This window comes from Mycobacterium paraseoulense (genome assembly GCF_010731655.1).
Classification (GTDB): domain Bacteria; phylum Actinomycetota; class Actinomycetes; order Mycobacteriales; family Mycobacteriaceae; genus Mycobacterium; species Mycobacterium paraseoulense.
In genome coordinates this window covers 3,037,667-3,062,022 of the sequence record NZ_AP022619.1, presented here as the reverse complement: position 1 = coordinate 3,062,022, position 24,356 = coordinate 3,037,667, and the positions used below count along the sequence as shown (strand labels likewise).

General features: G+C 69.6%; 20 protein-coding genes. 12 read left to right on the top strand and 8 right to left on the bottom strand.

Going from position 1 to position 24,356, the window contains the following annotated elements; all coding sequences use genetic code 11:
• The first annotated feature begins 6 nt into the window (after positions 1-6).
• Positions 7-909 carry a succinate--CoA ligase subunit alpha gene (sucD, locus tag G6N51_RS14025; protein WP_083166984.1) on the top strand — a complete coding sequence of 301 codons (903 nt, stop codon included), beginning with the start codon at positions 7-9 and terminating at the stop codon, positions 907-909.
• A 51-nt stretch (positions 910-960) separates the two neighbouring features.
• A complete protein-coding gene (locus tag G6N51_RS14020; protein WP_083166979.1) occupies positions 961-2,481 on the top strand; it encodes an acetyl-CoA acetyltransferase in 1,521 nt (506 codons plus the stop codon).
• A gap of 10 nt (positions 2,482-2,491) precedes the next feature.
• On the opposite strand, the gene G6N51_RS14015 is transcribed toward G6N51_RS14020, so the two are convergent.
• Entirely contained in the window at positions 2,492-3,340 is an 849-nt protein-coding gene (locus G6N51_RS14015; protein WP_083166976.1) for an LLM class F420-dependent oxidoreductase, read from the bottom strand.
• A gap of 277 nt (positions 3,341-3,617) precedes the next feature.
• Here G6N51_RS14015 and G6N51_RS14010 point away from each other — a divergent pair, with 277 nt between their 5' ends.
• The 7 genes from G6N51_RS14010 (at position 3,618) to G6N51_RS13980 (ending at position 12,522) form a co-directional block, all read left to right on the top strand.
• Positions 3,618-4,508 carry a DUF5336 domain-containing protein gene (locus G6N51_RS14010; RefSeq protein WP_083166972.1) on the top strand — a complete coding sequence of 297 codons (891 nt, stop codon included), beginning with the start codon at positions 3,618-3,620 and terminating at the stop codon, positions 4,506-4,508.
• 39 nt (positions 4,509-4,547) lie between these two features.
• On the top strand, positions 4,548-5,951 hold the full coding sequence (locus G6N51_RS14005; RefSeq protein ID WP_083166968.1) for a cell division protein PerM: 1,404 nt from the start codon (positions 4,548-4,550) through the stop codon (positions 5,949-5,951).
• 21 nt (positions 5,952-5,972) lie between these two features.
• On the top strand, positions 5,973-6,620 hold the full coding sequence (gene purN / locus G6N51_RS14000; protein WP_083166964.1) for a phosphoribosylglycinamide formyltransferase: 648 nt from the start codon (positions 5,973-5,975) through the stop codon (positions 6,618-6,620).
• The gene (gene purH, locus G6N51_RS13995; RefSeq protein WP_083166959.1) at positions 6,617-8,200 is read left to right on the top strand and encodes a bifunctional phosphoribosylaminoimidazolecarboxamide formyltransferase/IMP cyclohydrolase; all 1,584 of its coding nucleotides are present in this window, start codon (positions 6,617-6,619) and stop codon (positions 8,198-8,200) included. The genes purN and purH overlap by 4 nt, the downstream gene beginning before the upstream one ends.
• 41 nt (positions 8,201-8,241) lie before the next feature.
• Positions 8,242-9,627 carry an ATP-binding protein gene (locus G6N51_RS13990; RefSeq protein ID WP_083166955.1) on the top strand — a complete coding sequence of 462 codons (1,386 nt, stop codon included), beginning with the start codon at positions 8,242-8,244 and terminating at the stop codon, positions 9,625-9,627.
• Positions 9,620-11,608, top strand: a complete 1,989-nt coding sequence (locus G6N51_RS13985) for a vWA domain-containing protein (protein ID WP_083166952.1) — start codon at positions 9,620-9,622, stop codon at positions 11,606-11,608. The genes G6N51_RS13990 and G6N51_RS13985 overlap by 8 nt, the downstream gene beginning before the upstream one ends.
• 65 nt (positions 11,609-11,673) lie before the next feature.
• A complete protein-coding gene (locus G6N51_RS13980) occupies positions 11,674-12,522 on the top strand; it encodes an aldo/keto reductase (protein WP_083166949.1) in 849 nt (282 codons plus the stop codon).
• Here G6N51_RS13980 and G6N51_RS13975 read toward each other — a convergent pair.
• The 7 genes from G6N51_RS13975 to G6N51_RS13945 all read right to left on the bottom strand — a co-directional run bounded on the left by G6N51_RS13975 (position 12,519) and on the right by G6N51_RS13945 (position 21,616).
• Positions 12,519-13,121: a DUF1707 SHOCT-like domain-containing protein gene (locus G6N51_RS13975; protein ID WP_083167608.1), complete on the bottom strand. Its 603-nt coding sequence runs from the start codon at positions 13,119-13,121 to the stop codon at positions 12,519-12,521. The genes G6N51_RS13980 and G6N51_RS13975 overlap by 4 nt on opposite strands.
• Before the next feature lie 106 nt (positions 13,122-13,227).
• On the bottom strand, positions 13,228-14,010 hold the full coding sequence (locus G6N51_RS13970; protein ID WP_083166946.1) for an enoyl-CoA hydratase family protein: 783 nt from the start codon (positions 14,008-14,010) through the stop codon (positions 13,228-13,230).
• Positions 14,010-15,176: an acyl-CoA dehydrogenase family protein gene (locus G6N51_RS13965; protein ID WP_083166943.1), complete on the bottom strand. Its 1,167-nt coding sequence runs from the start codon at positions 15,174-15,176 to the stop codon at positions 14,010-14,012. Before G6N51_RS13965 ends, G6N51_RS13970 begins: the two co-directional genes overlap by 1 nt.
• A complete protein-coding gene (locus G6N51_RS13960; RefSeq protein WP_083166940.1) occupies positions 15,176-17,155 on the bottom strand; it encodes an acetyl/propionyl/methylcrotonyl-CoA carboxylase subunit alpha in 1,980 nt (659 codons plus the stop codon). Before G6N51_RS13960 ends, G6N51_RS13965 begins: the two co-directional genes overlap by 1 nt.
• A 5-nt stretch (positions 17,156-17,160) precedes the next feature.
• Complete coding sequence (locus G6N51_RS13955) at positions 17,161-18,750, bottom strand: acyl-CoA carboxylase subunit beta (RefSeq protein ID WP_142274816.1); 1,590 nt, start codon at positions 18,748-18,750, stop codon at positions 17,161-17,163.
• Positions 18,751-18,752: 2 nt separating this feature from the next.
• Positions 18,753-19,901 carry an acyl-CoA dehydrogenase family protein gene (locus G6N51_RS13950; RefSeq protein ID WP_083166934.1) on the bottom strand — a complete coding sequence of 383 codons (1,149 nt, stop codon included), beginning with the start codon at positions 19,899-19,901 and terminating at the stop codon, positions 18,753-18,755.
• On the bottom strand, positions 19,898-21,616 hold the full coding sequence (locus G6N51_RS13945) for an acyclic terpene utilization AtuA family protein (protein WP_083166931.1): 1,719 nt from the start codon (positions 21,614-21,616) through the stop codon (positions 19,898-19,900). Before G6N51_RS13945 ends, G6N51_RS13950 begins: the two co-directional genes overlap by 4 nt.
• A gap of 221 nt (positions 21,617-21,837) precedes the next feature.
• On the opposite strand from G6N51_RS13945, the gene rpmF reads away from it, so the two are divergent.
• The 3 genes from rpmF to G6N51_RS13930 all read left to right on the top strand — a co-directional run bounded on the left by rpmF (position 21,838) and on the right by G6N51_RS13930 (position 24,334).
• Positions 21,838-22,011, top strand: a complete 174-nt coding sequence (gene rpmF, locus G6N51_RS13940) for a 50S ribosomal protein L32 (protein ID WP_007168835.1) — start codon at positions 21,838-21,840, stop codon at positions 22,009-22,011.
• Positions 22,012-22,077: 66 nt separating this feature from the next.
• Positions 22,078-22,767 carry a two-component system response regulator MprA gene (mprA, locus tag G6N51_RS13935; protein ID WP_083166928.1) on the top strand — a complete coding sequence of 230 codons (690 nt, stop codon included), beginning with the start codon at positions 22,078-22,080 and terminating at the stop codon, positions 22,765-22,767.
• A gap of 16 nt (positions 22,768-22,783) precedes the next feature.
• Complete coding sequence (locus tag G6N51_RS13930) at positions 22,784-24,334, top strand: HAMP domain-containing sensor histidine kinase (protein WP_083166925.1); 1,551 nt, start codon at positions 22,784-22,786, stop codon at positions 24,332-24,334.
• The last annotated feature ends 22 nt before the right edge of the window (positions 24,335-24,356 follow it).

Sequence of the window (24,356 nt, the reverse complement as noted above, 5' to 3'; positions counted from 1 at the left end):
CAACGAATGTCGATCTTCCTGAACAAGGATTCGAAAGTCATCGTCCAGGGCATCACGGGCGGCGAGGGCACCAAGCACACGGCGCTCATGCTGAAATCCGGCACTCAGGTGGTGGGCGGGGTGAACGCCCGCAAGGCGGGCACGACCGTCTCGCACGTCGACCCCGTCGGGAAGGACGTCGAACTGCCGGTGTTCGGGACGGTCGCGGAAGCGATGAAAGAGACCGGCGCCAACGTGTCCGTCGTCTTCGTCCCGCCGAAATTCGCCAAGGACGCGATCATCGAGGCCATCGACGCCGAGATCCCGCTGCTGGTGGTCATCACCGAGGGAATTCCGGTGCAGGACAGCGCGTATGCGTGGGCCTACAACGTGGACAAGGGCCAGAAGACGCGCATCATCGGGCCCAACTGCCCCGGCATCATCACGCCCGGCGAGGCGCTGGCCGGCATCACCCCCGCCAACATCAGCGGGCCCGGCCCCGTCGGGCTGGTGTCCAAGTCCGGCACGCTGACCTACCAAATGATGTACGAGCTGCGCGATTTCGGGTTCTCCACCTCGATCGGCATCGGCGGAGACCCGGTGATCGGCACCACACACATCGACGCCATCGAGGCCTTCGAGAAGGACCCCGACACCAAGGTCATCGTGATGATCGGTGAGATCGGCGGCGACGCCGAGGAGCGGGCGGCCGACTACATCAAGGCCAACGTGTCCAAGCCGGTCGTCGGCTATGTCGCGGGATTCACTGCGCCGGAAGGCAAGACGATGGGCCACGCGGGCGCCATCGTGTCCGGCTCGTCGGGCACCGCGGCCGCCAAGAAGGAGGCCCTGGAGGCCGCCGGCGTCAAGGTCGGCAAGACCCCGTCGGAGACGGCTGCCCTGGCCCGGGAGATCCTGCAGAGCCTGTAGCGGGTCGAGCTCGATTAGGCCGGGAGCGGCCCTGCGGTACATAGTGGGTCTATGAATCTCGACCCGAACACCCCCGTCGTCGTTGGCGTGGGGCAGGCCGCCGAGCGCATCGACGATGCGGCCTACCGTGGGATGTCGCCCGTCGAGCTGGCCGCCGCGGCGGCCCGGGCCGCCGTCGACGACTGCGGCGCCGAGGACGTGGCGGCGGCCATCGACACCGTGGCCGGCGTGCGGCAGTTCGAGATCTCGGGTGTGATCAACGCCCCCCTGGGGCGGTCGAACAACTACCCGCGGTCCGTGGCCAACCGCATCGGCGCGTCGCCGGCCCGCGCGATCCTGGAAATCGTCGGGGGACAGGGGCCGCAGCACCTGATCAGCGAGCTGGCGGGGGAGATCGCGGCGGGCCGCTCCCAGGTCGCGATGGTGTTCGGCTCCGACGCCACCTCGACGTTGCGCTACTTCGCGAAAGCCGAAGCCCGGCCCGACTTCACCGAGACGGTCGACGGCGATCTGGAAGACCGGGGCCAGGGGATCGAGAAGCTCGTCTCGCGCTACACCGTCAGTCACGGGCTGACCAGCGCGCCGATCCAGTACGCACTGCTGGAAAACGCGAGGCGGGCCGGGACCGGGCTGGGGCCGGCCGAATACCGGCGGCGGATGGGCGAGTTGTTCGCGCCCTTCACCAAGGTCGCGGCCAGCAATCCGTTCGCCGCCGCGCCGGTGGAACGCACGGTCGACGAGCTGATCACCGTCACCGAGCGCAACCGGATGATCGCGGAGCCGTACCCGCGGCTGATGGTCGCCCGTGACCAGGTGAACCAGGGCGCGGCGGCGCTGCTGATGTCGGTCGGGGCGGCCCGTCGCCTCGGGGTGCCCGAGGAGAACTGGGTGTACCTGCACGGCCACGCCGACCTGGAGGAGCAGGCCCTATTGGAGCGCCCGGATCTCGGACACTCCCCGTCGGCCGTCCTGGCCGTGCGCGAGGCGCTCGCGATGGCCGGCGTCGGCGTCGAGGACATCGCCACATTCGACCTGTACAGCTGCTTTCCGGTGCCGGTGTTCAACATCTGCGACGGCATGGGCATCGCGCCCGACGACCCGCGCGGCCTGACGCTGACCGGCGGGCTGCCGTTCTTCGGCGGCGCCGGCAACAACTACTCGATGCATGCGGTCGCCGAGACCGTCGCGCAATTGCGAAGCGCGCCCGGCGAATACGGCCTCGTCGGCGCCAACGGCGGAATCCTGAGCAAGTACTCGGTCGGCGTGTACTGCAGCACTCCGGCGGAATGGAAGCCCAACCGCAGCGCCCAAGCCCAGCAGCAGGTCGCCGATTGGCCGAGTGTGCCGGTGACCGAGCACGCCGACGGGGTCGGCACCGTCGAGACCTACACGGTGCGCCGCGACGACGGCCGCCCCACCGGCATCGTCATCGGCCGGCTGGACGACGGCAGCCGGTTCCTGTCGACCACCGAAGACGACGAACTGATCGCGCTGTTGATCGACGGCGACCCGGTCGGGCACTCGGTGCGGGTGCGCTCGTTCGACTACGGCAACCGCTGCACGTTGGCCTGACTACTCGCGCTTACACGAGGGCGGCCAACTTGCCGGCCAGCCGCTCGACGTACGCGGCTACCTCGTCATCCGACTTGTCCGGCAGGCCGAACAGCACCTCGGTCACTCCGAGTTCGGCCCATTTGGCGAGCTTCTCGGGGATCGGCTTGAAGTCCAGCGCGACGATCTGCGGGGCGCCGTCGCGGCCGGCGGCCGCCCACGTGTCCTGCAGCAACTTCACCGGCTCGTCGATGTCGAAGTCGCGCGGGGTGGTGATCCAGCCGTCGGCGCTGCGGGCGATCCATTTGAAGTTCTTTTCGGTCCCGGCCGCGCCGACCAACACGGGAATGTGCGGCTGGACGGGCTTGGGCCACGCCCAGCTGGGCCCGAACTTGACGAACTCGCCGTCGTAGGCGGCTTCCTCTTTGGTCCACAGCTCGCGCATGGCCTCGATGTATTCGCGCAGCATGGTGCGGCGCCGAGCGGGGGGCACGCCGTGGTCGGCGAGCTCGTCGGTGTTCCACCCGAAGCCGACGCCCAGGCTGACCCGGCCGCCGGACAGATGGTCGAGGGTCGCAATACTTTTCGCCAACGTGATCGGGTCGTGCTCGACCGGCAGCGCCACCGCGGTGGACAGCCGCACCCGCGACGTCACGGCGCACGCGGCGCCCAGGCTCACCCATGGGTCTAGCGTCCGCATGTAGCGGTCGTCGGGCAGCGACGCGTCGCCCGTGGTCGGGTGCGCCGCCTCGCGCTTGATCGGGATGTGCGTGTGTTCCGGCACGTAGAAGGTTGTGAAGCCGTGTTCGTCGGCAAGCTTCGCGGCCGACGCCGGAGAGATGCCACGGTCGCTGGTAAAAAGCACAAGCCCGTAATCCATGGGGAGAATTAGAACGTGTTCTACCTCCGCTGAGCAAGCCGCGACGGCGCCGGCCGTCCCCGGTGAGGCCCGCTTCCCCGATCGACGGCGGTCTGGTGTCGAAGCCGGTCGCCACGGCACGGGCGTTCCGAAGTGCGCTAGCGTGGTTGATCGATCGCGTCGCAACGCAACCGCCGGGCACGGCGTTTATGGAACGGCGCGCCCGCAAGCACAGCGTCGCGACGCAACCGTGGCGCCCGCAAGGCACTTCAAGGCACTGGAAGCAACAGGAGGAGCCATGACCTACTCGCCCGGCAGCCCCGGATACTCGACCGCGCCGCCCGGGGGGTCCTACGCAGGCGCCACACCGTCGTTCACCAAGGACGACGACGGCACGACGAAGCTCCCGCTCTACCTGAACATCGCGGTGGTCGTGCTCGGCCTCGCGGTGTACCTGCTGAACTTTGGGCCGACGTTCACCATCGGCGCCGACCTCGGCCCGGGTGTCGGCGGCCGCGCCGGCGATGCGGGTACCGCCGTCATCGTCGCGTTGCTGGCCGCGCTGCTGGCCGGGCTGAGCCTGCTGCCCAAGGCCAAGAGCTACGCCGGCATCGTCGCCGTCATCGCGGTGCTGGGCGGGCTGCTGGCCATCACCGAGACGATCAACCTGCCCACCGGCGTCGCGATCGGCTGGGCGATGTGGCCCCTGGTGGCGTGCAGCGTGCTCCAGGCGATCGCCGCGGTCGTCGTCGTTCTGCTGGACGCGGGCGTGATCACCGCGCCGGCGCCGCGGCCGAAATACGACCCCTACGCCCAGTACGGCCAGTACGGGCAATACGGGCAGTACGGCCAGCAGCCCTACTACGGTCAGCCGGGGGGCCAGCAGTCGCAGCACCCCGGGTACGGATCGCAGTACGGCGGTTATCCGGCCAGTCAGGCCCCGACCCAAAGCGCGGTCCCGACCGGCGGTTTCGGCGCGCAGCCCGCGCCGCAATCCGGACCCCAGCAGGCCGCGCAGCAGGGGCCGTCCACGCCGCCCACCGGCTTCCCCAGCTTCAGCCCGCCGCCTGGGGCCGGAGCCGGCTCCGAGGGCTCGGCGCCCAACTACTCCAACCAGGCCGGGGGCCAGCAGCCCTACGGCCAGGAGCAGCAGTCGCCTTCGTCGCCGTCTGGTCCCGCGCCGTCCTAACGGTGCGCCTTCGCGCCTGAGTCGGGACGTGCGCCGAGAGTGAAAAGGGTGTCGGAAGGCGCGGACAGCCGGCCGGCGGGCGCCCGCCAGGCGCGTGACCTTGTCCGGGTCGCGTTCGGCCCGGCCATGGTGGCGCTGGTCATCATCGCCGCGGTCACGCTGCTGCAGTTGTTGATCGCCAACAGCGACATGACCGGGGCGCTGGGCGCGATCGCCAGCATGTGGCTCGGCGTGCACCAGGTGCCGATCTCCATCGGCGGCCGCGAACTCGGCGTGCTGCCGCTGCTGCCGGTGCTGCTGATGATCTGGGCCACGGCGCGAAGCACGGCACGGGCCACCTCTCCGTATTCCTCCTGGCTGGTGGTCCGCTGGGTGGTTGCGTCCGCGCTCGGCGGGCCCCTGCTGATCGCCGCGATCGCCCTGGCCGTGATCCACGACGCCTCGTCGGTGATCACCGAGCTGCAGACGCCCAGCGCGCTGCGCGCGTTCGCCAGCGTGCTCGTCGTGCATGCGGTCGGCGCCGCCCTCGGGGTGTGGTCGCGGGTGGGACGGCGGCTGCTGGTGGCGTCGTCGCTGCCGTTGTGGCTGGGCGACGCCCTGCGTGCCGCGTCCGCCGGGGTGTTGGCGTTGCTCGGGCTCTCCGGCATGGTCACGGCGGCATCGCTGGTGGTGCACTGGGCGACGATGCAGGACCTCTACGGGATCACCGATTCGATATTCGGGCAGTTCAGCCTCACGGTGCTGTCGATCCTGTACGCCCCCAACGTCATCGTCGGCACCTCGGCGATGGCGGTCGGGTCGAGTGCTCACCTGGGCTTCGCGACGTTCAGTTCGTTCACGGTCTTCGGCGGCGACATCCCGGCGCTGCCGATCCTGGCCGCGGCCCCCAGGCCGCCGCTGGGGCCGGTGTGGGTCGCCCTGCTCATCATCGGCGCATCGTCCGGGGTCGCCGTCGGGCAGCAATGCGCCCGGCGCGCGCTGCCGTTGATCCCGGCGGTGGCCAAGCTTCTGGTCGCCTCGGCCGTCGGGGCGCTGACGATGTCCTTGCTCGCGTACGGCGGCAGTGGCCGGCTGGGAAACTTCGGCGACGTCGGCGTCGACCAGGGCGCCCTGCTGGTCGGGGTGTTCTTCTGGTTCTCGGTGGTGGGCGGGATCACCATGGTGATGACCGGCGGCATCAGCGCCCGGCCCCGGCGGCCCAAACCCGCGCCCGCCGCGGCCGGCCCCGCGGACTTTGCGCGGGCGTTCGACGAGCCGGACGGCGAGCCCGCCGAGGAGGCGTCGGCCGGTTTCGTCGATCCTGACGATTTCGCCGCTGACGACGCGCTGGTCGGCGACGACGACGCACCTCTGAGCGGCGACGACGTCTTGACGCCCCCCGACGACGACCCGCCCCCCCACGAGGCGGATCCGACAGTGACCGACCGCGACTCCGGAGAGTAGCTCCCACTAGGCTCTCTCGTTGTGGCCGAACCGCTCCATGTCCCGCCGAGCGCGCCGGCGCGGGTGGTGGTGTTGGCATCCGGCACCGGGTCGCTGCTGACCTCCCTGCTCGATGCCGCCGTCGGGGAGTACCCGGCCCGCGTGGTCGCCGTCGGCGCCGATCGCGACTGCCTGGCCACCGAGATCGCCGCGGGGGCCGCGCTGCCCACCTTCACCGCACGGCTCGGCGATCACCCCGACCGCGCCGCTTGGGACGCGGCCGTCACCGCGGCCACCGCCGCGCACTCGCCCGACCTGGTGGTGTCGGCGGGCTTTATGAAAATACTTGGCCCGCAATTTCTTTCGCGTTTCTACGGGCGGGTGATCAATACGCATCCCGCGCTGCTGCCGGCGTTCCCGGGTGCGCACGGAGTGGCCGACGCGTTGGCCTACGGCGTCAAGGTCACAGGTTGTACGGTGCACCTGGTGGACGCCGGGACGGACACCGGGCCGATCCTGGCTCAGCAGTCCGTGCCGGTGCTCGACGGCGACGACGTCGAGACCCTGCATGAACGCATCAAGGTCACGGAGCGGAAGCTTCTGGTGGACGTGGTGGCCGAGATCGCGACCGGTGGCCTGACCCTGGTCGGAAGAACGGCGACGATCGGACGAAAGGCGAGCAAGCGATGAGCACCGACCACTGGCCGGAGACGGCGAAACGGCCGATCCGCCGCGCGTTGATCAGCGTCTACGACAAGACCGGCCTCGTCGAACTCGCGCGGGGGCTGGCGGACGCGGGCGTCGAGATCGTCTCCACCGGATCGACCGCGAAGACCATTGCCGACAAAGCGATTCCGGTCACCCGGGTGGAGGAGCTGACCGGCTTCCCCGAGGTGCTCGACGGCCGGGTCAAGACGCTGCATCCGCGGGTGCACGCCGGGCTGCTGGCGGATCTCCGCAAACCCGAGCACGCCGCGGCGCTCGAGGAACTCGGGATCGCCGCCTTCGAACTCGTCGTCGTCAACCTGTACCCCTTCAGCGAGACCGTCGACTCCGGCGCCAGCATCGACGAATGCGTCGAGCAGATCGACATCGGCGGGCCGTCGATGGTCCGCGCGGCCGCCAAGAACCATCCCAGCGTGGCGGTGATCACCGACCCGCGCGGCTACGACGGCGTGCTCGCCGCGGTGCGGCACGGCGGTTTCACCCTCGCCGAGCGTAGAAAGCTGGCGGCGCTGGCGTTTCAGCACACCGCGGAGTACGACATCGCGGTGGCGGGCTGGATGGAGTCGACGCTGGCGCCCGAGCACCCGCCGACGGCCTTCCCGAAGTGGTTGGGGCGCAGCTGGAGACGCTCGACGATGCTGCGCTATGGCGAGAACCCGCACCAGCAGGCGGCGCTCTACGGCGACCCCGCCGCCTGGCCGGGGCTGGCGCAGGCCGAGCAGCTGCACGGAAAAGAGATGTCCTACAACAACTTCACTGATGCCGACGCGGCCTGGCGGGCCGCCTTCGATCACGAAGAGACCTGCGTCGCCATCATCAAGCACGCCAACCCCTGCGGGATTGCCATCTCGTCGGAATCGGTGGCCGACGCGCATCGCAAGGCCCACGAATGCGACCCGCTGAGCGCCTTCGGCGGCGTCATCGCGGCCAACACCGAGGTCAGCCTCGAGATGGCCGAGTATGTGAGCACCATCTTCACCGAGGTCATCATCGCGCCCGCCTACGCGCCCGAGGCTCTGGAGGCCCTGACCCGCAAGAAGAACATCCGGGTGCTGGTGGCCTCCGAGCCGCTGACCGGCGGCACCGAGCTGCGGCCGATCAGCGGCGGGCTGCTGGTGCAGCAACGCGACGAGCTCGACGCGCACGGCGACAACCCGGCGAACTGGACGCTTGCGACGGGATCCCCGGCCGATCCGGCGACGCTGACCGACCTGGTCTTCGCGTGGCGGGCGTGCCGCGCCGTCAAGTCGAACGCCATCGTCATCGCCGGTGGGGGCGCCACCATCGGGGTCGGCATGGGACAGGTGAACCGGGTGGACGCCGCGCGGCTGGCCGTCGAGCGCGGCGGCGACCGGGTCCGCGGCGCGGTCGCGGCCTCGGACGCGTTCTTCCCGTTCCCCGACGGGCTCGAGACGCTGACCGCCGCCGGGGTCAAGGCGGTCGTGCACCCCGGCGGGTCGGTGCGCGACGACGAGGTGACCGCGGCGGCGGCCAACGCCGGCGTCACGTTGTACCTCACCGGGGCCCGCCACTTCGCCCACTGAACGCTCGGCGCGTGTAGCCATTCCGCACCGCGTACTTTGGAGTGGTGCCATCACCCAGCAATCTGCCCCGCACCGTCGGCGAGCTGCGTGCCGCCGGCCATCGTGAGCGGGGAGTCAAACAGGAAATCCGGGAAAACCTGCTGACCGCGTTGGCTGAGGGCGACGAGGTCTGGCCGGGCATCCTGGGCTTCGACGACACCGTCCTGCCCCAGCTGGAGCGGGCGCTGATCGCCGGCCACGACTTCGTCCTGCTCGGCGAGCGCGGCCAGGGCAAGACGCGGCTCCTGCGCGCGCTGGTCGGGCTGCTCGACGAGTGGACGCCGGTGATCGCCGGGGCGGAATTGGGCGAGCACCCCTACTCGCCGATCACGCCGGAGTCCATCCGCAAGGCCGCCACCCTGGGCGACGACCTGCCGGTGGAGTGGCGGCATCGCAGCGAGCGCTACACCGAGAAGCTGGCCACGCCGGACACCAGCGTCGCCGACCTTGTCGGCGACATCGACCCGATCAAGGTCGCCGAAGGCCGCAGCCTCGGCGACCCGGAAACCATCGCCTACGGCCTGATCCCGCGGGCCCACCGCGGCATCGTCGCGGTCAACGAGCTCCCCGACCTCGCCGAGCGCATCCAGGTCTCGATGCTCAATGTGATGGAGGAGCGCGACATCCAGGTCCGCGGGTACACGCTTCGCCTGCCGCTGGACGTGTTGGTGGTCGCCAGCGCCAACCCCGAGGACTACACCAACCGCGGCCGCATCATCACGCCGCTCAAGGACCGGTTCGGCGCGGAGATCCGCACCCACTACCCGCTGGAGCTCGACGCGGAGGTGGGGGTGATCGTGCAGGAGGCGCACCTGTCCGCGCAGGTACCCGATTACCTGATGCAGGTGATCGCCCGGTTCGCCCGGTATCTGCGGGAGTCCAATTCGGTCGACCAGCGCTCCGGGGTGTCGGCGCGGTTCGCGATCGCCGCCGCCGAAACCGTCGCGGCCGCCGCCCGGCACCGCGGCGCGGTCCTGGGGGAGACCGACCCGGTGGCCCGCGTGGTCGACCTCGGCACGGTGATCGACGTCCTGCGCGGCAAGCTGGAATTCGAATCCGGTGAGGAAGGCCGCGAGCAGGCGGTGCTCGAGCACCTGTTGCGCCGGGCCACCGCCGACACCGCCTCGCGGGTGCTGGGCGGCATCGACGTCGGGTCGCTGGTGTCCGCGGTCGAGGGTGGTTCGGCGGTGACCACGGGCGAGCGGGTGTCGGCCAAGGACGTGCTGGCCGCGGTTCCGGCGCTGCCGGTGGTGGAGAAGATCGCGGCCAAGGTCAACGCCCGGTCCGAGGGTGAGCGCGCCGCGGCGCTGGAGCTCGCGCTGGAGGCCCTGTATCTGGCCAAGCGGATCGACAAGGTGTCCGGGGAGGGCCAAACCGTATATGGCTGAACCTTTTAAGGGGCACCGTCTACGCTACTCGGCGTATACCGGTGGGCCCGACCCGCTGGCCCCGCCGGTGGATCTGCGCGAGGCCCTCGAGCAGATCGGGCAGGACGTGATGGCCGGCACTTCGCCGCGCCGCGCGTTGTCCGAGTTGCTGCGCCGCGGCACCAAGAACATGACCGGTGCCGACCGGCTGGCGGCCGAAGCGAACCGCCGCCGACGGGAGTTGTTGCGCCGCAACAATTTAGACGGAACCTTGCAGGAGATCAAGAAGCTGCTCGACGAGGCGGTGCTGGCCGAACGCAAAGAACTGGCCCGCGCGCTCGACGACGACGCCCGGTTCGGCGAACTGCAGCTCGACGCCCTGCCGGCGTCGCCGGCCAAGGCCGTCCAAGAGCTCTCCGACTACAACTGGCGCAGCAACGAGGCCCGCGAGAAGTACGACCAGATCAAGGATCTGCTCGGCCGCGAGATGCTCGATCAACGCTTCGCCGGCATGAAGGAGGCTCTGCAAGGCGCTACCGACGAGGACCGCCAGCGCGTCAACGACATGCTGAACGACCTCAACGAGCTGCTGGACAAGCACGCCCGCGGTGCGGACACGAGTGCGGACTTCCAGGACTTCATGGACAAACACGGCGAGTTCTTCCCGGAGAACCCGCGCAACGTCGACGAGCTGCTGGACTCGCTGGCCAAGCGCGCCGCGGCCGCGCAACGCTTCCGCAACAGCCTGAGCCCGGACCAGCGCGCCGAGCTGGACGCGTTGGCGCAGCAGGCATTCGGCTCGCCATCGCTGATGCAGGCGCTGAACCGGCTCGACGCGCACCTGCAGGCCGCCCGGCCAGGGGAGGACTGGACGGGGTCCGAACAGTTCTCCGGCGACAACCCGTTCGGCATGGGCGAGGGAACCCAGGCGCTGGCCGACGTCGCCGAGCTCGAGCAGCTGGCCGAGCAGCTCTCGCAGAGCTACCCGGGCGCCACCATGGACGACGTCGACCTCGACGCGCTGGCCCGCCAGCTCGGCGACCAGGCCGCCGTCGACGCCCGCACGCTCGCCGAATTGGAACGCGCGCTGGTCAACCAGGGATTCCTGGACCGGGGCTCCGACGGCCAGTGGCGGCTCTCGCCGAAGGCCATGCGCAGGCTGGGCGAGACGGCGCTCCGCGATGTGGCGCAACAGCTTTCCGGCCGACGCGGCGAGCGGGACCATCGGCGCGCGGGGGCGGCCGGCGAACTGACCGGCGCTACCCGGCCGTGGCAGTTCGGTGACACCGAGCCGTGGAACATCTCCCGCACGCTGACCAACGCCGTACTGCGGCAGGCGGGAACGGCCGCCCCGGACGGCGGTGCCGCATCGCTGAAGATCACCGTCGACGACGTCGAGGTCTCCGAGACCGAGACGCGCACCCAGGCCGCGGTGGCGCTGCTGGTCGACACGTCGTTCTCCATGGTGATGGAGAATCGCTGGCTGCCGATGAAGCAGACGGCGCTGGCCCTCAACCATCTGGTGTGCACCCGATTCCGCTCGGACGCCTTGCAGATCATCGCGTTTGGCCGGTACGCCCGGACGGTGACCGCCGCCGAGCTCACCGGACTCGAAGGCGTCTACGAGCAGGGCACCAACCTGCATCACGCCCTGGCCTTGGCCGGCCGGCACCTTCGCCGCCATCCCAACGCGCAGCCCGTCGTCCTGGTGGTGACCGACGGGGAGCCCACCGCTCACCTGGAGGATTTCGAGGGTGAGGGCACCACGGTGTTTTTCGACTACCCGCCGCATCCGCGGACCATCGCGCACACCGTGCGCGGATTCGACGACATGGCCCGCCTGGGCGCGCAGATCACCATCTTCCGGCTGGGCACCGACCCCGGCCTGGCCCGCTTCATCGATCAGGTCGCGCGGCGTGTCGAGGGGCGCGTGGTGGTGCCCGATCTCGACGGCCTCGGTGCGGCCGTGGTGGGTGACTACCTCCGGTCGCGCCGCCGCTAGCCCGGCGCCGCTCAACGGATAGGTGCGCGCCCGAGCGGGTACATGGAGCGAGAAGGAGGAGATGCATGAGCAACGTTCCCACGATCGAACTCAATGACGGTGTGCGCATTCCGCAGCTCGGCTTCGGTGTGTTCCAGATCAACCCCGACGAGACGGCGGCGTCGGTCAAGACCGCGCTCGAGATCGGCTACCGGCACATCGACACCGCCGAGATGTACGGCAACGAAAAGCAAGTCGCACAAGGCATTCGGGACGCCGGTCTCGACCGCGCCGAGGTGTTCGTCACCAGCAAGCTCAACAACGGCTTTCACAAGCCCGACGACGCTCGCCGCGCCTTCGACCGGACGCTGAGGGCCTTGGACTCCGACTACGTCGACCTGTTCCTCATCCACTGGCCGCTGCCCACCCTCTACGACGGCGACTTCGTGTCGACCTGGAAGGTGTTCGAAGAGTTCGCCCGCGAGGGGCGCGCCCGCAGCATCGGGGTCTCGAATTTCCAAGTCGCGCACCTGGATCGGCTTGCCAAGGAAACCGACACCGTCCCGTCGGTCAATCAGGTCGAGCTCCATCCGTACTTCGGCAACACCGAGGTCAGGGCGTACGGGCGCGAGCACGGCATCGCCACCGAGGCCTGGGCGCCCATCGCACAGGGCAAGGTGCTCGACGATCCGGTGATCAACCGCATCGCCGACGCGCGGGGCAAATCGGCGGCGCAGGTGGTGCTTCGCTGGCACCTTCAGCGCGGCGACATCGTGTTCCCCAAATCGGTGACCCCGGAGCGGGTCAAAGAGAACTTCGAGCTCTTCGACTTCGACCTGGACGACTCCGACATGGACGCGATCACAGCCCTGGACAAGGGTGAAGCGGGTAGGAACGGACCCAACCCCGACACGTTCGACTACGTGCCCGGCTAACCGCGGGGCCGGCGGGCCTTGCGGATGATGCCGACAGCGCCCCACAGTGAAAAGCCGCGAATGTTCACCTTCGGCGCCCCGGGGGTGCCCTGGCCGAGGACGCTGCGGTCGAAGTTGCCCATGACGCCGCGGCCGTGAATCTCGACGTTGACTTCGGGCGGCAGCAAAATCTTTGTCGCCCCCATGATCGACATCGCGTGGATGTCGACCTCGGTCGAGGTGAAGTCGGCGTAGCGCAGATCCACCACCCCGCTGCCCCACAACGTGAACGTGGTCAGCTTCTTGGGCACGTTCCACCGGCCCCGCCGCTCGAACCCGCTCAGCAGGGCCAGCAGCAGCGTGGAGGGCGCCGGGTTGGGCTTGCCACCGCGGCGCGGGTTGATCGGCGCGCCCGGCAGATCGTTCCGCAGCTGGTCCAGTTCGGCGTACGTGGTCGCCGCGTATGCCCTGGTCAGGCGGTCTTCGTAGTCCTTCAGCTGCAGGCGACCCTGCTCGGCCGCATACGCCAGCAACTGCGCGAGCTGGATGCGATCAGTATCGCCCGCGCGCGACGATTCGTCGCGCGTGTCCTTCGCATCGCGTTGTGCGGAGTTGCTCATCACCCACGAGCCTACGACGTCCAGCTTTTGCTGCAAGAGGATTGGTCAAACTGCAACCTCGCGCCGCGCCGACGGGTCAGGCCCGCGGCCGTTGTTTGACACCTGGCTAACTCACCCAGCCGGGAGCGCGCTTCTGCAGGAACGCCAGCATGCCCTCGCGGGCTTCGTCGGAGACGAAGAGCCGCGCCGACTCTTCGGCAAGCCGTCGGGCGTCACGATCGAACCCTTCCAGGACCGCCGCCGTGGTCAGCGCCTTGGAGGCCGCGAGCCCCTGGGGTGAACCGCGGCCCACGTCGGCGAGCAGTCCACCCACCGCGGCGTCGACGTTCTCGGCCGCCGCCGTGACCAGCCCGATGTCCGCCGCCGTGGCGGCGTCGAACGTCTCGCCCGTCAGGTAGTAGCGCGCCGCGGCCCGCGGCGACAGTTTCGGCAGCAGCGTCAGCGAGATGATGGCCGGGGCGACGCCGATGCGGGCCTCGGTCAGGGCGAACGTGCTGCGCGGCCCGGCGACGGCGATGTCGCAGGCGCCGACGAGTCCGAATCCGCCCGCGCGCACATGCCCGTCGATGGCGGCGATCACCGGCAGCGGCGAGGAGACGATGTCCCGCAGGACCGCGATCAGTTCGCGGGCCCGGGCGACGGCCATGTCGTACGCCGACGATGGCGACCCGGCCTCGCTGAGGTCGGCGCCCGCGCAGAAGGTGTTGCCGGTATGCCCCAACACCACCGCGCGCACCGCCGCGTCCGCCGCCGCGTCGCGCAGCCCCTGATGCAACTGCTCGACGAGCGCGGTCGACAGCGCGTTGCGGTTGTGGGGCGAATTGAGCGTCAACCGCGCGAACGGCCCGCCGGTCTCGGCGGGACCGGCGTAGTCGACCAGCGTCTCCATCAGTAGGACCGGGGAAGCCCGAGCGAGGTCTGCGCCACGAAGTTGAGCACCATCTCGCGGCTCACCGGAGCGATCCGCCCGAGCCTGGCCGAGGCGAGCATGGCGGCCACGCCGTACTCCTTGGTCAGTCCGTTGCCGCCCATCGACTGCACGGCCTGGTCGACCGATCGGGTCGCCGCCTCGGCCGCAGCGTATTTGGCCATGTTGGCCGCCTCGGCCGCACCGGCGTCGTCGCCGCTGTCGTAGAGCGTGGCGGCCTTCTGCATCATCAGCTTGGCCAGCTGCACCTCGATATGACACTGCGCCAACGGATGTGACAGTCCCTGGTGCGCGCCGATGGGTGTGCCCCACACCTGTCGGGTCTTGACGTAGTCGGCGGCCTTCTCGAGGGCGAACCGTCCCATCCCGACCGAGCTGGCGGCGCCCATGATCCGCTCGGGGTTCAGGCCCGCGAAGAGCTGCGCGATCGCGGCGTCCTCGGAACCGACCAGCGCGTCGGCCGGCAGCCGGACATCATCGAGGAAGACCTGGAACTGCCGTTCAGGGCTGATCAGCTCCATTTCGATTGGCGTGTAGCTGAATCCGGGCGAGTCCGTGGGCACCACGAACAGGGCGGGACGAAGCTTGCCCGTCTTGGCCTCCTCCGTGCGGCCCACCACCAACACGGCCTGCGCCTGGTCGATCCCGGAGATGTAGACCTTCTGACCCTTGAGGATCCAGTCGCCGCCGTCGCGGCGGGCGGTGGTGGTGATCTTGTGGGAGTTGGAGCCGGCGTCGGGTTCGGTGATGGCGAAGGCCATCGTCAGGGTTCCGTCCGCGATGCCGGGGATCCAGCGCTTCTTCTGGTCTTCGGTGCCGAACTTGCTGATGATGGTGCCGTTGATCGCCGGCGACACCACCATCAGCAGCAGCGCGCTGCCCGCCGCCGCCATTTCCTCCATCACCAGCGACAGCTCATACATGCCGGCGCCGCCGCCGCCGTACTCCTCGGGCAGGTTCACCCCGAGGAACCCGAGTTTTCCTGCCTCCGACCACAATTCGTCGGTGTGCTCGTGCGCGCGGGCCTTCTTCAGGTAGTACTCGCTGCCGTAGTTGGCGGCCCACGCCGCCACCGACTTGCGCAGCGCCTGGCGCTCCTCGCTCTCGATGAAGCTGGTGTCGGTCATTACGAATCTCCTTCTGCTTGCGGCGCTGCGATCACTCCGAGGACGGCGCCCACTTCGACTTGCTGGCCGGTCTTGACGTTCAGTTCGGCGAGGACGCCGTCGGTCGGCGCGGTGATGGTGTGTTCCATCTTCATCGCCTCGAGCCAGATCAGCGCCTGGCCGGCGGCGACGGTCTCGCCGACCGCGGCGCCGATCCGGATCACGTTGCCGGGCATGGGCGCTACCAGCGAACCCCGTTCGACGGCCGAGCCCGGCTCCGGGAAACGCGGCAGCGCGACCAGGTGAACGGGTCCGCGCGCCGAGTCGACGTAGACGTCGTCTCCGTAGCGCGCGACGGCGAAGCCGCACGCCACCCCGGACCCGTCGGCCAGCACAACCTCGTCCGGCGTGGCCGAGACCACCCGGACCGGCTCATCGTCGGCGAACAGCACTCCCGTTCTGGTGAAGCGGTATTCGACCCGGTGCTCGCCGCCGTCGGCGTCGCGATAGGTCTTCACCTGATAGCCGGACGCCAGGTTGCGCCAACCGCTGGGCAGCGACCCCAGGACCGGCGCGGTCGCGCGGTTGTGCGCGGCCTCCGCGAGCGCCGCGGCCAGCGCGGACAACCGGACGGTCGCGGCGTCGGCCAGTGGAGCCGACAGTCGCTGAAGGCCGTGCGTGTCGAAAAACGCGGTGTCGGTGGCGCCCTCGAGGAACGCGCGGTGGCGCAGCACGTTGACCAGAAGCTCACGGTTGGTGCGCAGGCCGTGCAGCCGGGTGCGGGCGAGCGCGTCGGCAAGCACGAGCGCCGCTTGCCGGCGGGCCGGCGCATACGAGATCACTTTGGCGAGCATCGGGTCGTAGTGGATGGACACCGCGGAACCGGCGACGATGCCCGAATCGAGCCGGATGCCGGTCCGGTGCCCCAGCGTGCCGAATCGCGACCGGACCGCGGGCACGTCGACGCGGTGCACGCGCCCGGCCTGCGGCTGCCAGCCCTGGGCGGGATCCTCCGCGTAGAGGCGGGCCTCGATCGAATGCCCTTGAGCGACGGGAGGTTCGGCGGCGAGGCGGTCGCCGTCGGCGACGGTGAGCTGCAGTTCGACCAGGTCGAGGCCCGTGGTCTCCTCGGTCACCGGGTGCTCGACCTGAAGCCGGGTGTTCATCTCCAGAAAATAGAACTCGCCGTCGTCGTCGGCGAGAAACTCGACCGTCCCGGCGCCCGTGTAACCGATCGCCCCGGCCGCCAGGCGGGCCGCGTCGAACAGCTTGTCCCGCATGCCCGGTATGCGCTCGACCAAGGGGGAGGGGGCCTCCTCGATGATCTTCTGGTGCCGGCGCTGAATCGAGCATTCCCGTTCCCCGACGGCCCACACCGTGCCGTGCGTGTCGGCCATGACCTGCACCTCGATGTGGTGCCCGGTGGGCAGGTAGCGCTCGCAGAACACGGTCGGGTCGCCGAACGCGGACTGCGCCTCGCGGCGGGCCGCCTCCACTTCGCCGGCCAGGGCGGACAATTCGCGCACCACCCGCATCCCGCGCCCGCCGCCACCGGCGGAGGCCTTGACCAGCACGGGCAGCTGCGCCTCGGTGACCGCGTCGGGGTCGAGCTCGTCGAGCACCGGGACCCCGGCGGCGGCCATCAGTTTCTTGGACTCGATCTTGGAGCCCATCGCGCGCATCGCGTCCACCGGCGGCCCGATCCAGGTCAGGCCCGCGCCCTGCACGGCGGCCGCGAAATCGGCGTTCTCCGAGAGGAACCCGTAGCCAGGGTGCACGGCGTCGGCGCCGGCCGCGCGGGCGGCCGCGATGATCGCCTCGGCGTTGAGGTAGTCGTTGGTCTTGGGCAGCCGCACGCGCGCGTCGGCCTCGGCCACGTGCGGCGCGGCGGCGTCCGGGTCGGTGTAGACGGCGACGGTTCCCACGCCCAGCCGCCGGCAGGTGGCGAACACCCGGCGGGCGATCTCGCCGCGGTTGGCGACCAGCACTCGAGTGACCATGGGGCTCACATCCGGAAGACGCCGAAGTTCGACGTCCCCTTGATCGGGCCATTGGCGATGGCGGACAGACACATTCCCAGCACCGTGCGGGTGTCGCGCGGGTCGATCACCCCGTCGTCGTAGAGCATGCCGGACAGGACCAACGGCAGCGACTCCGCCTCGATCTGCCCCTCGACGGCGGCCCGCATCGCGGCGTCGGCCTCCTCGTCGACCTGCTGGCCGCGGGCCTCGGCCGCGGCGCGGGCCACGATCGACAGGACGCCCGCAAGCTGCGCGCCGCCCATGACCGCGGATTTGGCGCTGGGCCAGGCGAACAGGAACCGGGGGTCATAGGCCCGGCCGCACATGCCGTAGTGGCCGGCGCCGTAGGAGGCGCCGATCAGCAGCGAGATGTGCGGGACGGTCGAGTTGGAGACGGCGTTGATCATCATCGATCCGTGCTTGATCATCCCGCCCTCCTCGTAGTCCTTGCCGACCATGTAGCCGGTGGTGTTGTGCAGGAACAACAATGGGGTGTCGGAGCGGTTGGCCAGCTGGATGAATTGGGTCGCCTTCTGCGATTCCTCGCTGAACAGCACGCCGCGCGCATTGGCCAGGATGCCGAGCGGGTAGCCGTGCAGCCGGGCCCATCCGGTCACCAGCGACGACCCGTACATGGCCTTGAATTCGTCGAATTCGGATCCGTCGACGATGCGGGCGATCACCTCGCGCGGATCGAACGGGATGCGCAGGTCCGCGGGCACGATGCCGATCAGCTCCTCGGCGTCGAACAACGGGTCGACGACCGGGCCGGGTGCGGGTCCCTGTTTGCGCCAGTTCAGCCGGGCGACGATGCGCCGCCCGATGCGGATCGCGTCGAGCTCGTCGACGGCGAAGTAGTCGCCCAAACCGGAGACGCGGGAATGCATTTCGGCGCCACCCAGCGATTCGTCGTCGGATTCCTCGCCGGTGGCCATCTTGACCAGCGGGGGACCGGCCAGGAACACCTTCGAACGTTCCTTGATCATCACCACGTGGTCGGACATGCCGGGAATGTAGGCGCCGCCGGCGGTCGAGTTGCCGAACACCAGGGCGATGGTGGGAATGCCGGCCGCCGACAGGCGGGTCAGGTCGCGGAACATCCGCCCGCCGGGGATGAAGATCTCTTTCTGAGTGGGCAGGTCCGCCCCGCCGGATTCCACCAGCGAGATGACGGGTAGCCGGTTTTCGAAGGCGATCTGATTGGCCCGCAGTATCTTTTTCAGGGTCCACGGGTTGCTGGTGCCGCCCTTGACCGTCGGGTCGTTGGCGACGATCAGGCATTCCACACCCGACACCACGCCGATGCCGGTGACGGTGCTGGCGCCGACCGTGAACGCGCTGCCGTAGGCCGCCAGCGGGCTGAGCTCGAGGAACGGGGCGTCGGCGTCGACGAGCAACTCGATGCGTTCCCGGGCGGTCAGCTTGCCTCGGCCGTGGTGGCGCTCGACGTATTTGGGGCCGCCGCCCGCCAGCGCTTTGGCGAGTTCGGCGTCGATCTCCCCGAGCCGGGATGTCGCCGTCGACGCCGCGTCGGTGTAGGCGGCGGACGCCACGTCGAGGGTGGACTGCAGCACGGTCATGATTGATATCCAAGGGTTTTGGCGGCCAGTGAGGTCAAAATCTCGGTGGTTCCGCCGCCGATTCCCAGGATCCGCATGTCCCGGTATTGGCGCTCGACTTCGGATTCGGCCATGTAGCCCATGCCGCCGAACAGCTGGACGGCCTGGTTGGCCACCCATTCGCCGGCCTCCACGGCGGTGTTCTTGGCAAAACACACCTCGGCGATCAGGTTGGTCTCACCGGCGAGTTGACGCTCGACCACGTGGCGAGAGTAGACCCGGGCGACATCGATGCGGCGGGCCATCTCGGCCAGCGTGTTCTGTACCGACTGGCGGGATATCAGCGGCCGCCCGAAGGTTTCCCGGTCGCGGCACCATTGCACCGTCAGCTCCAGGCACCGCTGCGCGCTCGAATACGCCTGCGCGGCAAGGCCGATCCGCTCCGAAACGAACGCCTGCGCGATCTGCAGGAACCCACTGTTCTCGGCGCCCACGAGATTGGCCGCCGGCACCCGTGCGTCGACGAAGGACAGCTCCGCGGTGTCCGAGGACCGCCACCCCATCTTGGCCAGTTTGCGGCTCACCTCGAATCCGGGTGTGCCCTTCTCGACCGCCAGCAGCGAAACCCCCGCCGCGCCGGGACCGCCGGTGCGCACCGCGGTGACGACGTAGTCGGCGCGGACCCCCGAGGTGATGTAGGTCTTGGCGCCGTTGACCACGTAATGATCACCGTCGCGCACCGCCGTTGTTCGCAGGTGCCCGACGTCCGAACCGCCGCCCGGCTCGGTGATCGCCAGCGCCCCGATCTTGTCGCCGGCCAACGTGGGCCGCACGAACTCGTCGATCAACCGCCGATCGCCGGAGGCGATCATGTGCGGCACCGCGATGCCGCAGGTGAACAGCGACGCGAATACCCCTGCGGGTGCGCCGGCCTGATGCACCTCCTCGCAGATGATCACCGCGTCCGCGCCGTCACCGCCGCCTCCGCCGACCGCCTCGGGAAAGCCCGCGCCCAGCAGGCCGGCCGCCCCGGCGCGCCGGTGCAGCTCGCGCGGCAGCTCGCCGGCGCGCTCCCACTCGTCGGCGTGGGGCAGGATTTCGCGTTCGGTGAAGGAGCGCACCGTCTTTCGCAGCGCTTCCCGCTCCGGCGTCGTCCAAAGATTCATAACAGCCTTTCGGGGATGTCGACGTGGCGGCCGCGCAACCATTCACCCAGCCCCTTGGCCTGCGGATCGAACCGCGCCTGATAGGCGACGCCCTGGCCCAGGATGCCGTCGATGACGAAGTTGACCGCGCGCAGGTTCGGCAGCACGTGGCGGGTGACGTCGAACTCCGCGGCTTCGGGCAGCAGCTCCTTGAGCAGCCCGACGGTCAGCGTGTTGGCCAGCCAGCGCCATTGGTCCTCGGTGCGGACCCAAACCCCGACGTTGGCCGAGCCGCCCTTGTCTCCGCTGCGCGCCCCGGCGATGCGGCCCAGCGGCACCCGCCGGGTCGGCCCGGCGGGTAGCGGTTCCGGCAAGGGCGGCGGATCGGCGGGCGACAACGCCAAAGTCTCGGTGGCACAAGGGATGCCGGTGCGGGTACCGTCGGCGTGCACCGCGACATGCGGCACCTCGTTGGCATCGACGTAGCCCGCGGTGAACACGCCGTAGACCTGACCGTCACCCGGCGGGGCGGTCACATGAAAGCCCGGGTAGCTGGCGAGCGCCAATTCCACCGCCGCCGAGGAGAACTGGCGCCCGACGTTCGCGGGATCGGGGTCGCGGACCACGCAGTGCAGCAGCGCGCTGGCGGCTTCCTCGGTGTCGGCGTCGGGGTGGTCGGTGCGGGCGAGCGACCACTGCAGCTCCGCGGGCTTGACGGTCAGGGCGGCCTCGAGCTGGCGGCGCACCAACTCGGCCTTGGCCTCGATGTCCAGCCCGGTCAGCACGAAGGTCATCGCATTGCGGAATCCGCCGATGCTGTTCAGCGACACCTTGTAGGTGGGCGGCGGCGGTTCGCCGCGCACACCGCTGATGCGCACCCGGTCGGGGGCCTCGGCCGACAGCTCGATGGTGTCCATCCGGGCGGTGACGTCGGGGTTGGCGTAGCGCGCGCCGGTGATCTCGTAGAGCAGCTGCGCGGTGACGGTGTCGACGCTGACCAGGCCGCCGGTGCCGGGGTGCTTGGTGATCACCGACGAACCGTCGGCGTGCACCTCGGCCAGCGGGAAGCCGGCGTGAGTCAGGTCCGGCACTTCGGTGAAGAAGGAGTAGTTGCCGCCGCTCGCCTGCACGCCGCACTCGATGACGTGGCCGGCGACCACCGCGCCCGCGAGCCGGTCGTAGTCGGTGCGGCCCCAGCCGAAGTGCGCCGCGGCCGCCCCGACGATCACCGAGGCGTCGGTGACCCGGCCGGTGACGACCACGTCGGCGCCGTCGCCCAGGCAGTCGACGATGCCCCACGCGCCCAGGTAGGCGTTGGCGGTCAGCGGGGTGCCCAGCCCCAGTTCGGCGGCGCGCGCCAGCAGGTCATCACCTTCGACGTGGGCCACCCGGGCCGGGATGCCGAGGCGCTCGGCCAGGGCGCGTATCGCGTCGGCCAGCCCGGCCGGGTTGAGGCCGCCGGCGTTGGCGACGATGCGGACGCCCCGATCGCGGGCCTCGCCGAGGCAGTCCTCGAGCTGGGTCAGGAAGGTCTTGGCGTAGCCGCGCTCGGGATGCTTCATCCGGTCGCGACCCAGAATCAGCATGGTCAGTTCGGCCAGGTAGTCGCCGGTGAGGTAGTCCACTGGATCATTGGAGCCGCCGGCGAGCATCTCGCGCATCGCCGAGAACCGGTCACCGTAGAACCCGGAGCAGTTCGCGATCCGGACCGGGTCGCGACCAGGGGCAGAGGCCATGCAGTCCTCCCATCTGCGTTTCACCGGTGAGCGCAAACCAACCAACCAACCGGTAGGTTAGCGGGTCGCGCCGGTGTCACGTCAAGGACGCCCCTCGGCGCCTGCGGGCTTCGTTTTGGTGCCCGGCAGGCCACCGACTATCCTGGTGGCAATCGTCGCACGTTCGGCCGCACCGGCCACGCCGCGCGACAAGCCCCCGACACGAGGAGTTAGGCCCGATCATGGCCGTACCCAAGCGCAGGATGTCGCGCGCGAACACCCGTAGCCGTCGCGCGCAGTGGAAGGCCACCAAGACCGAGCTCGTCGGCGTGACGGTCGCCGGCCAGAAGCACAAGGTGCCCCGCCGGCTGCTCAAGGCGGCCCGGCTCGGCCTGATCGACCTGGACCGGCGTTAGTTAATCTCGGCAAATACCCGGCGCGCCTCTCAGCCCGCTCTCAGGCGTCGGGACGACACTAGGCCCGTGCGGATACTGGTCGTCGACGACGATCGCGCAGTGCGTGAGTCGCTGCGCCGGTCGCTTTCCTTCAATGGCTACTCGGTCGACTTGGCCCATGACGGGCTGGAGGCGCTCGAGATGATCGCCAGCGACCGGCCCGACGCGCTCGTGCTCGACGTGATGATGCCGCGGCTGGACGGGCTCGAGGTCTGCCGGCAACTCCGCAGCACCGGCGACGACCTGCCGATCCTGGTGCTCACCGCTCGTGATTCGGTCTCCGAGCGGGTCGCCGGGCTGGACGCCGGGGCGGACGACTACCTGCCGAAGCCGTTCGCCCTGGAGGAACTGCTGGCCCGGATGCGGGCGCTGCTGCGCCGCACCAAGCCGGACGACGACGACGCCGACTCGGTGGCCATGACGTTCTCCGACCTGACGCTGGACCCGGTGACCCGCGAAGTCACCCGGGGGCAACGCCAGATCAGCCTGACGCGCACCGAATTCGCCTTGCTGGAAATGTTGATCGCCAACCCGCGCCGGGTGCTCACGCGCAGCCGGATCCTGGAGGAGGTGTGGGGATTCGACTTTCCCACCTCCGGCAACGCGCTCGAGGTCTATGTCGGCTACCTGCGCCGCAAGACCGAGGCCGACGGGGAGCCACGGCTGATTCACACGGTGCGCGGCGTGGGCTACGTCCTTCGCGAGACACCGCCGTGATGAGCCGCATTCGACGATGATCCGGTACCAACGGCCCCAACGCGTTCCGCTGCGCGCCACCAGTTCGTTGTCCCTGCGCTGGCGGGTCATGCTGCTGGCGATGTCGATGGTGGCGATGGTCGTCGTGCTGATGGCATTCGCCGTGTACGCGGTGATTTCGGCTGCGCTGTATAGCGATATCGACAACCAGCTGCAAAGCCGGGCGCAGCTGCTGATCGCCAGCGGTTCACTGGCCGCTGACCCCGGCAAGGCCATCGAAGGCACCGCCTACTCGGATGTCAATGCGATGCTGGTGAACCCGGGCCACTCGATCTACACCGCGCAGCAGCCGGGTCAGACGCTGCCCGTCGGTGCGCCCGAGAAGGCGGTGATCCGCGGTGATCTGTTCATGTCCCGGCGCACCGCGTTCGATCAACGGGTGCTGGCCATCCACTTGCCCAACGGCTGTTCGCTGCTGATCTCCAAGAGCCTCAAGCCGACCGAGGCGGTGATGACCAAGCTGCGCTTGGTGCTGCTGATCGTGGGCGGCATCGGCGTCGCGGTCGCGGCGGTGGCGGGCGGCATGGTCACCAGGGCGGGGCTGCGCCCGGTGGCGCGCCTGACCGAGGCGGCCGAACGGGTGGCGCGCACCGACGACCTGCGGCCCATCCCGGTGTTTGGAAGTGACGAATTGGCAAGGCTCACCGAGGCATTCAACTTGATGTTGCGCGCGCTGGCCGAATCCCGCGAGCGGCAGGCGCGGCTGGTCACCGATGCCGGGCACGAATTGCGCACCCCGCTGACGTCCCTGCGCACCAATGTCGAGCTGCTGATGGCGTCGATGGAACCGGGAGCGCCGCGGCTGCCCGAGCAGGAGATGGTCGAGCTCCGCGCCGACGTGCTGGCCCAGATCGAGGAACTGTCCACGTTGGTGGGCGATCTGGTGGACCTCACCCGCGACGACGCCGGCCAGGTGGTGCACGAACCGGTCGACATGTCCGAGGTGGTCGATCGCAGCCTGGAGCGAGTCAGGCGGCGCCGCAACGACATTCACTTCGACGTCAACGTGATGCCGTGGCAGATGTTCGGCGACGCCGCCGGGCTCTCGCGCGCGGTGCTGAACCTGTTGGACAACGCGGCCAAGTGGAGTCCGCCGGGCGGCCGCGTCGGCGTCACCATGCGGCAGCTCGACCCGTCGCACGCGGAGCTGGTGGTGTCCGACCACGGCCCGGGCATCCCACCGCACGAACGCCGCCTGGTGTTCGAGCGGTTCTACCGTTCGACGACGGCGCGCGCCATGCCCGGCTCCGGCCTGGGCCTGGCGATCGTCAAGAAGGTCGTGCTCAATCACGGTGGATTGCTTCGTGTCGAGGACACCGTGCCGGGCGGACAGCCGCCGGGGACCTCGTTTTATGTCCTGTTGCCCGGCCGGCCGATGCCGCCCTCGACATATCCCGCGCCCAGCGCCGGGAACGCCGGAGAAGAATCGGGCAACGATCCGACCGTCCCGGTGGCCACCGACGAGGCGAACTCTCGGGAACCGTCGAACGTTATCTCAGTGGACTCTCAGTCCGCGCGGGCAAGGTAGGTCTGCAGCTACTGTTGGAGAG

Bases quoted from the DNA above. Each gene is read 5' to 3' on its own strand.
- G6N51_RS14020 (WP_083166979.1), top strand. From the start codon at position 961: ATGAATCTCGACCCGAACACCCCCGTCGTCGTTGGCGTGGGGCAGGCC.
- G6N51_RS13950 (WP_083166934.1), bottom strand. From the start codon at position 19,901: ATGAATCTTTGGACGACGCCGGAGCGGGAAGCGCTGCGAAAGACGGTG.
- G6N51_RS13930 (WP_083166925.1), top strand. From the start codon at position 22,784: ATGATCCGGTACCAACGGCCCCAACGCGTTCCGCTGCGCGCCACCAGT.
- G6N51_RS13965 (WP_083166943.1), bottom strand. From the start codon at position 15,176: ATGACCGACACCAGCTTCATCGAGAGCGAGGAGCGCCAGGCGCTGCGC.
- G6N51_RS13980 (WP_083166949.1), top strand. From the start codon at position 11,674: ATGAGCAACGTTCCCACGATCGAACTCAATGACGGTGTGCGCATTCCG.
- rpmF (WP_007168835.1), top strand. From the start codon at position 21,838: ATGGCCGTACCCAAGCGCAGGATGTCGCGCGCGAACACCCGTAGCCGT.
- sucD (WP_083166984.1), top strand. From the start codon at position 7: ATGTCGATCTTCCTGAACAAGGATTCGAAAGTCATCGTCCAGGGCATC.
- G6N51_RS13985 (WP_083166952.1), top strand. From the start codon at position 9,620: ATGGCTGAACCTTTTAAGGGGCACCGTCTACGCTACTCGGCGTATACC.
- G6N51_RS13945 (WP_083166931.1), bottom strand. From the start codon at position 21,616: ATGGCCTCTGCCCCTGGTCGCGACCCGGTCCGGATCGCGAACTGCTCC.
- G6N51_RS13970 (WP_083166946.1), bottom strand. From the start codon at position 14,010: ATGGAGACGCTGGTCGACTACGCCGGTCCCGCCGAGACCGGCGGGCCG.
- G6N51_RS13975 (WP_083167608.1), bottom strand. From the start codon at position 13,121: ATGAGCAACTCCGCACAACGCGATGCGAAGGACACGCGCGACGAATCG.
- G6N51_RS14015 (WP_083166976.1), bottom strand. From the start codon at position 3,340: ATGGATTACGGGCTTGTGCTTTTTACCAGCGACCGTGGCATCTCTCCG.
- G6N51_RS14010 (WP_083166972.1), top strand. From the start codon at position 3,618: ATGACCTACTCGCCCGGCAGCCCCGGATACTCGACCGCGCCGCCCGGG.
- purH (WP_083166959.1), top strand. From the start codon at position 6,617: ATGAGCACCGACCACTGGCCGGAGACGGCGAAACGGCCGATCCGCCGC.
- G6N51_RS13960 (WP_083166940.1), bottom strand. From the start codon at position 17,155: ATGGTCACTCGAGTGCTGGTCGCCAACCGCGGCGAGATCGCCCGCCGG.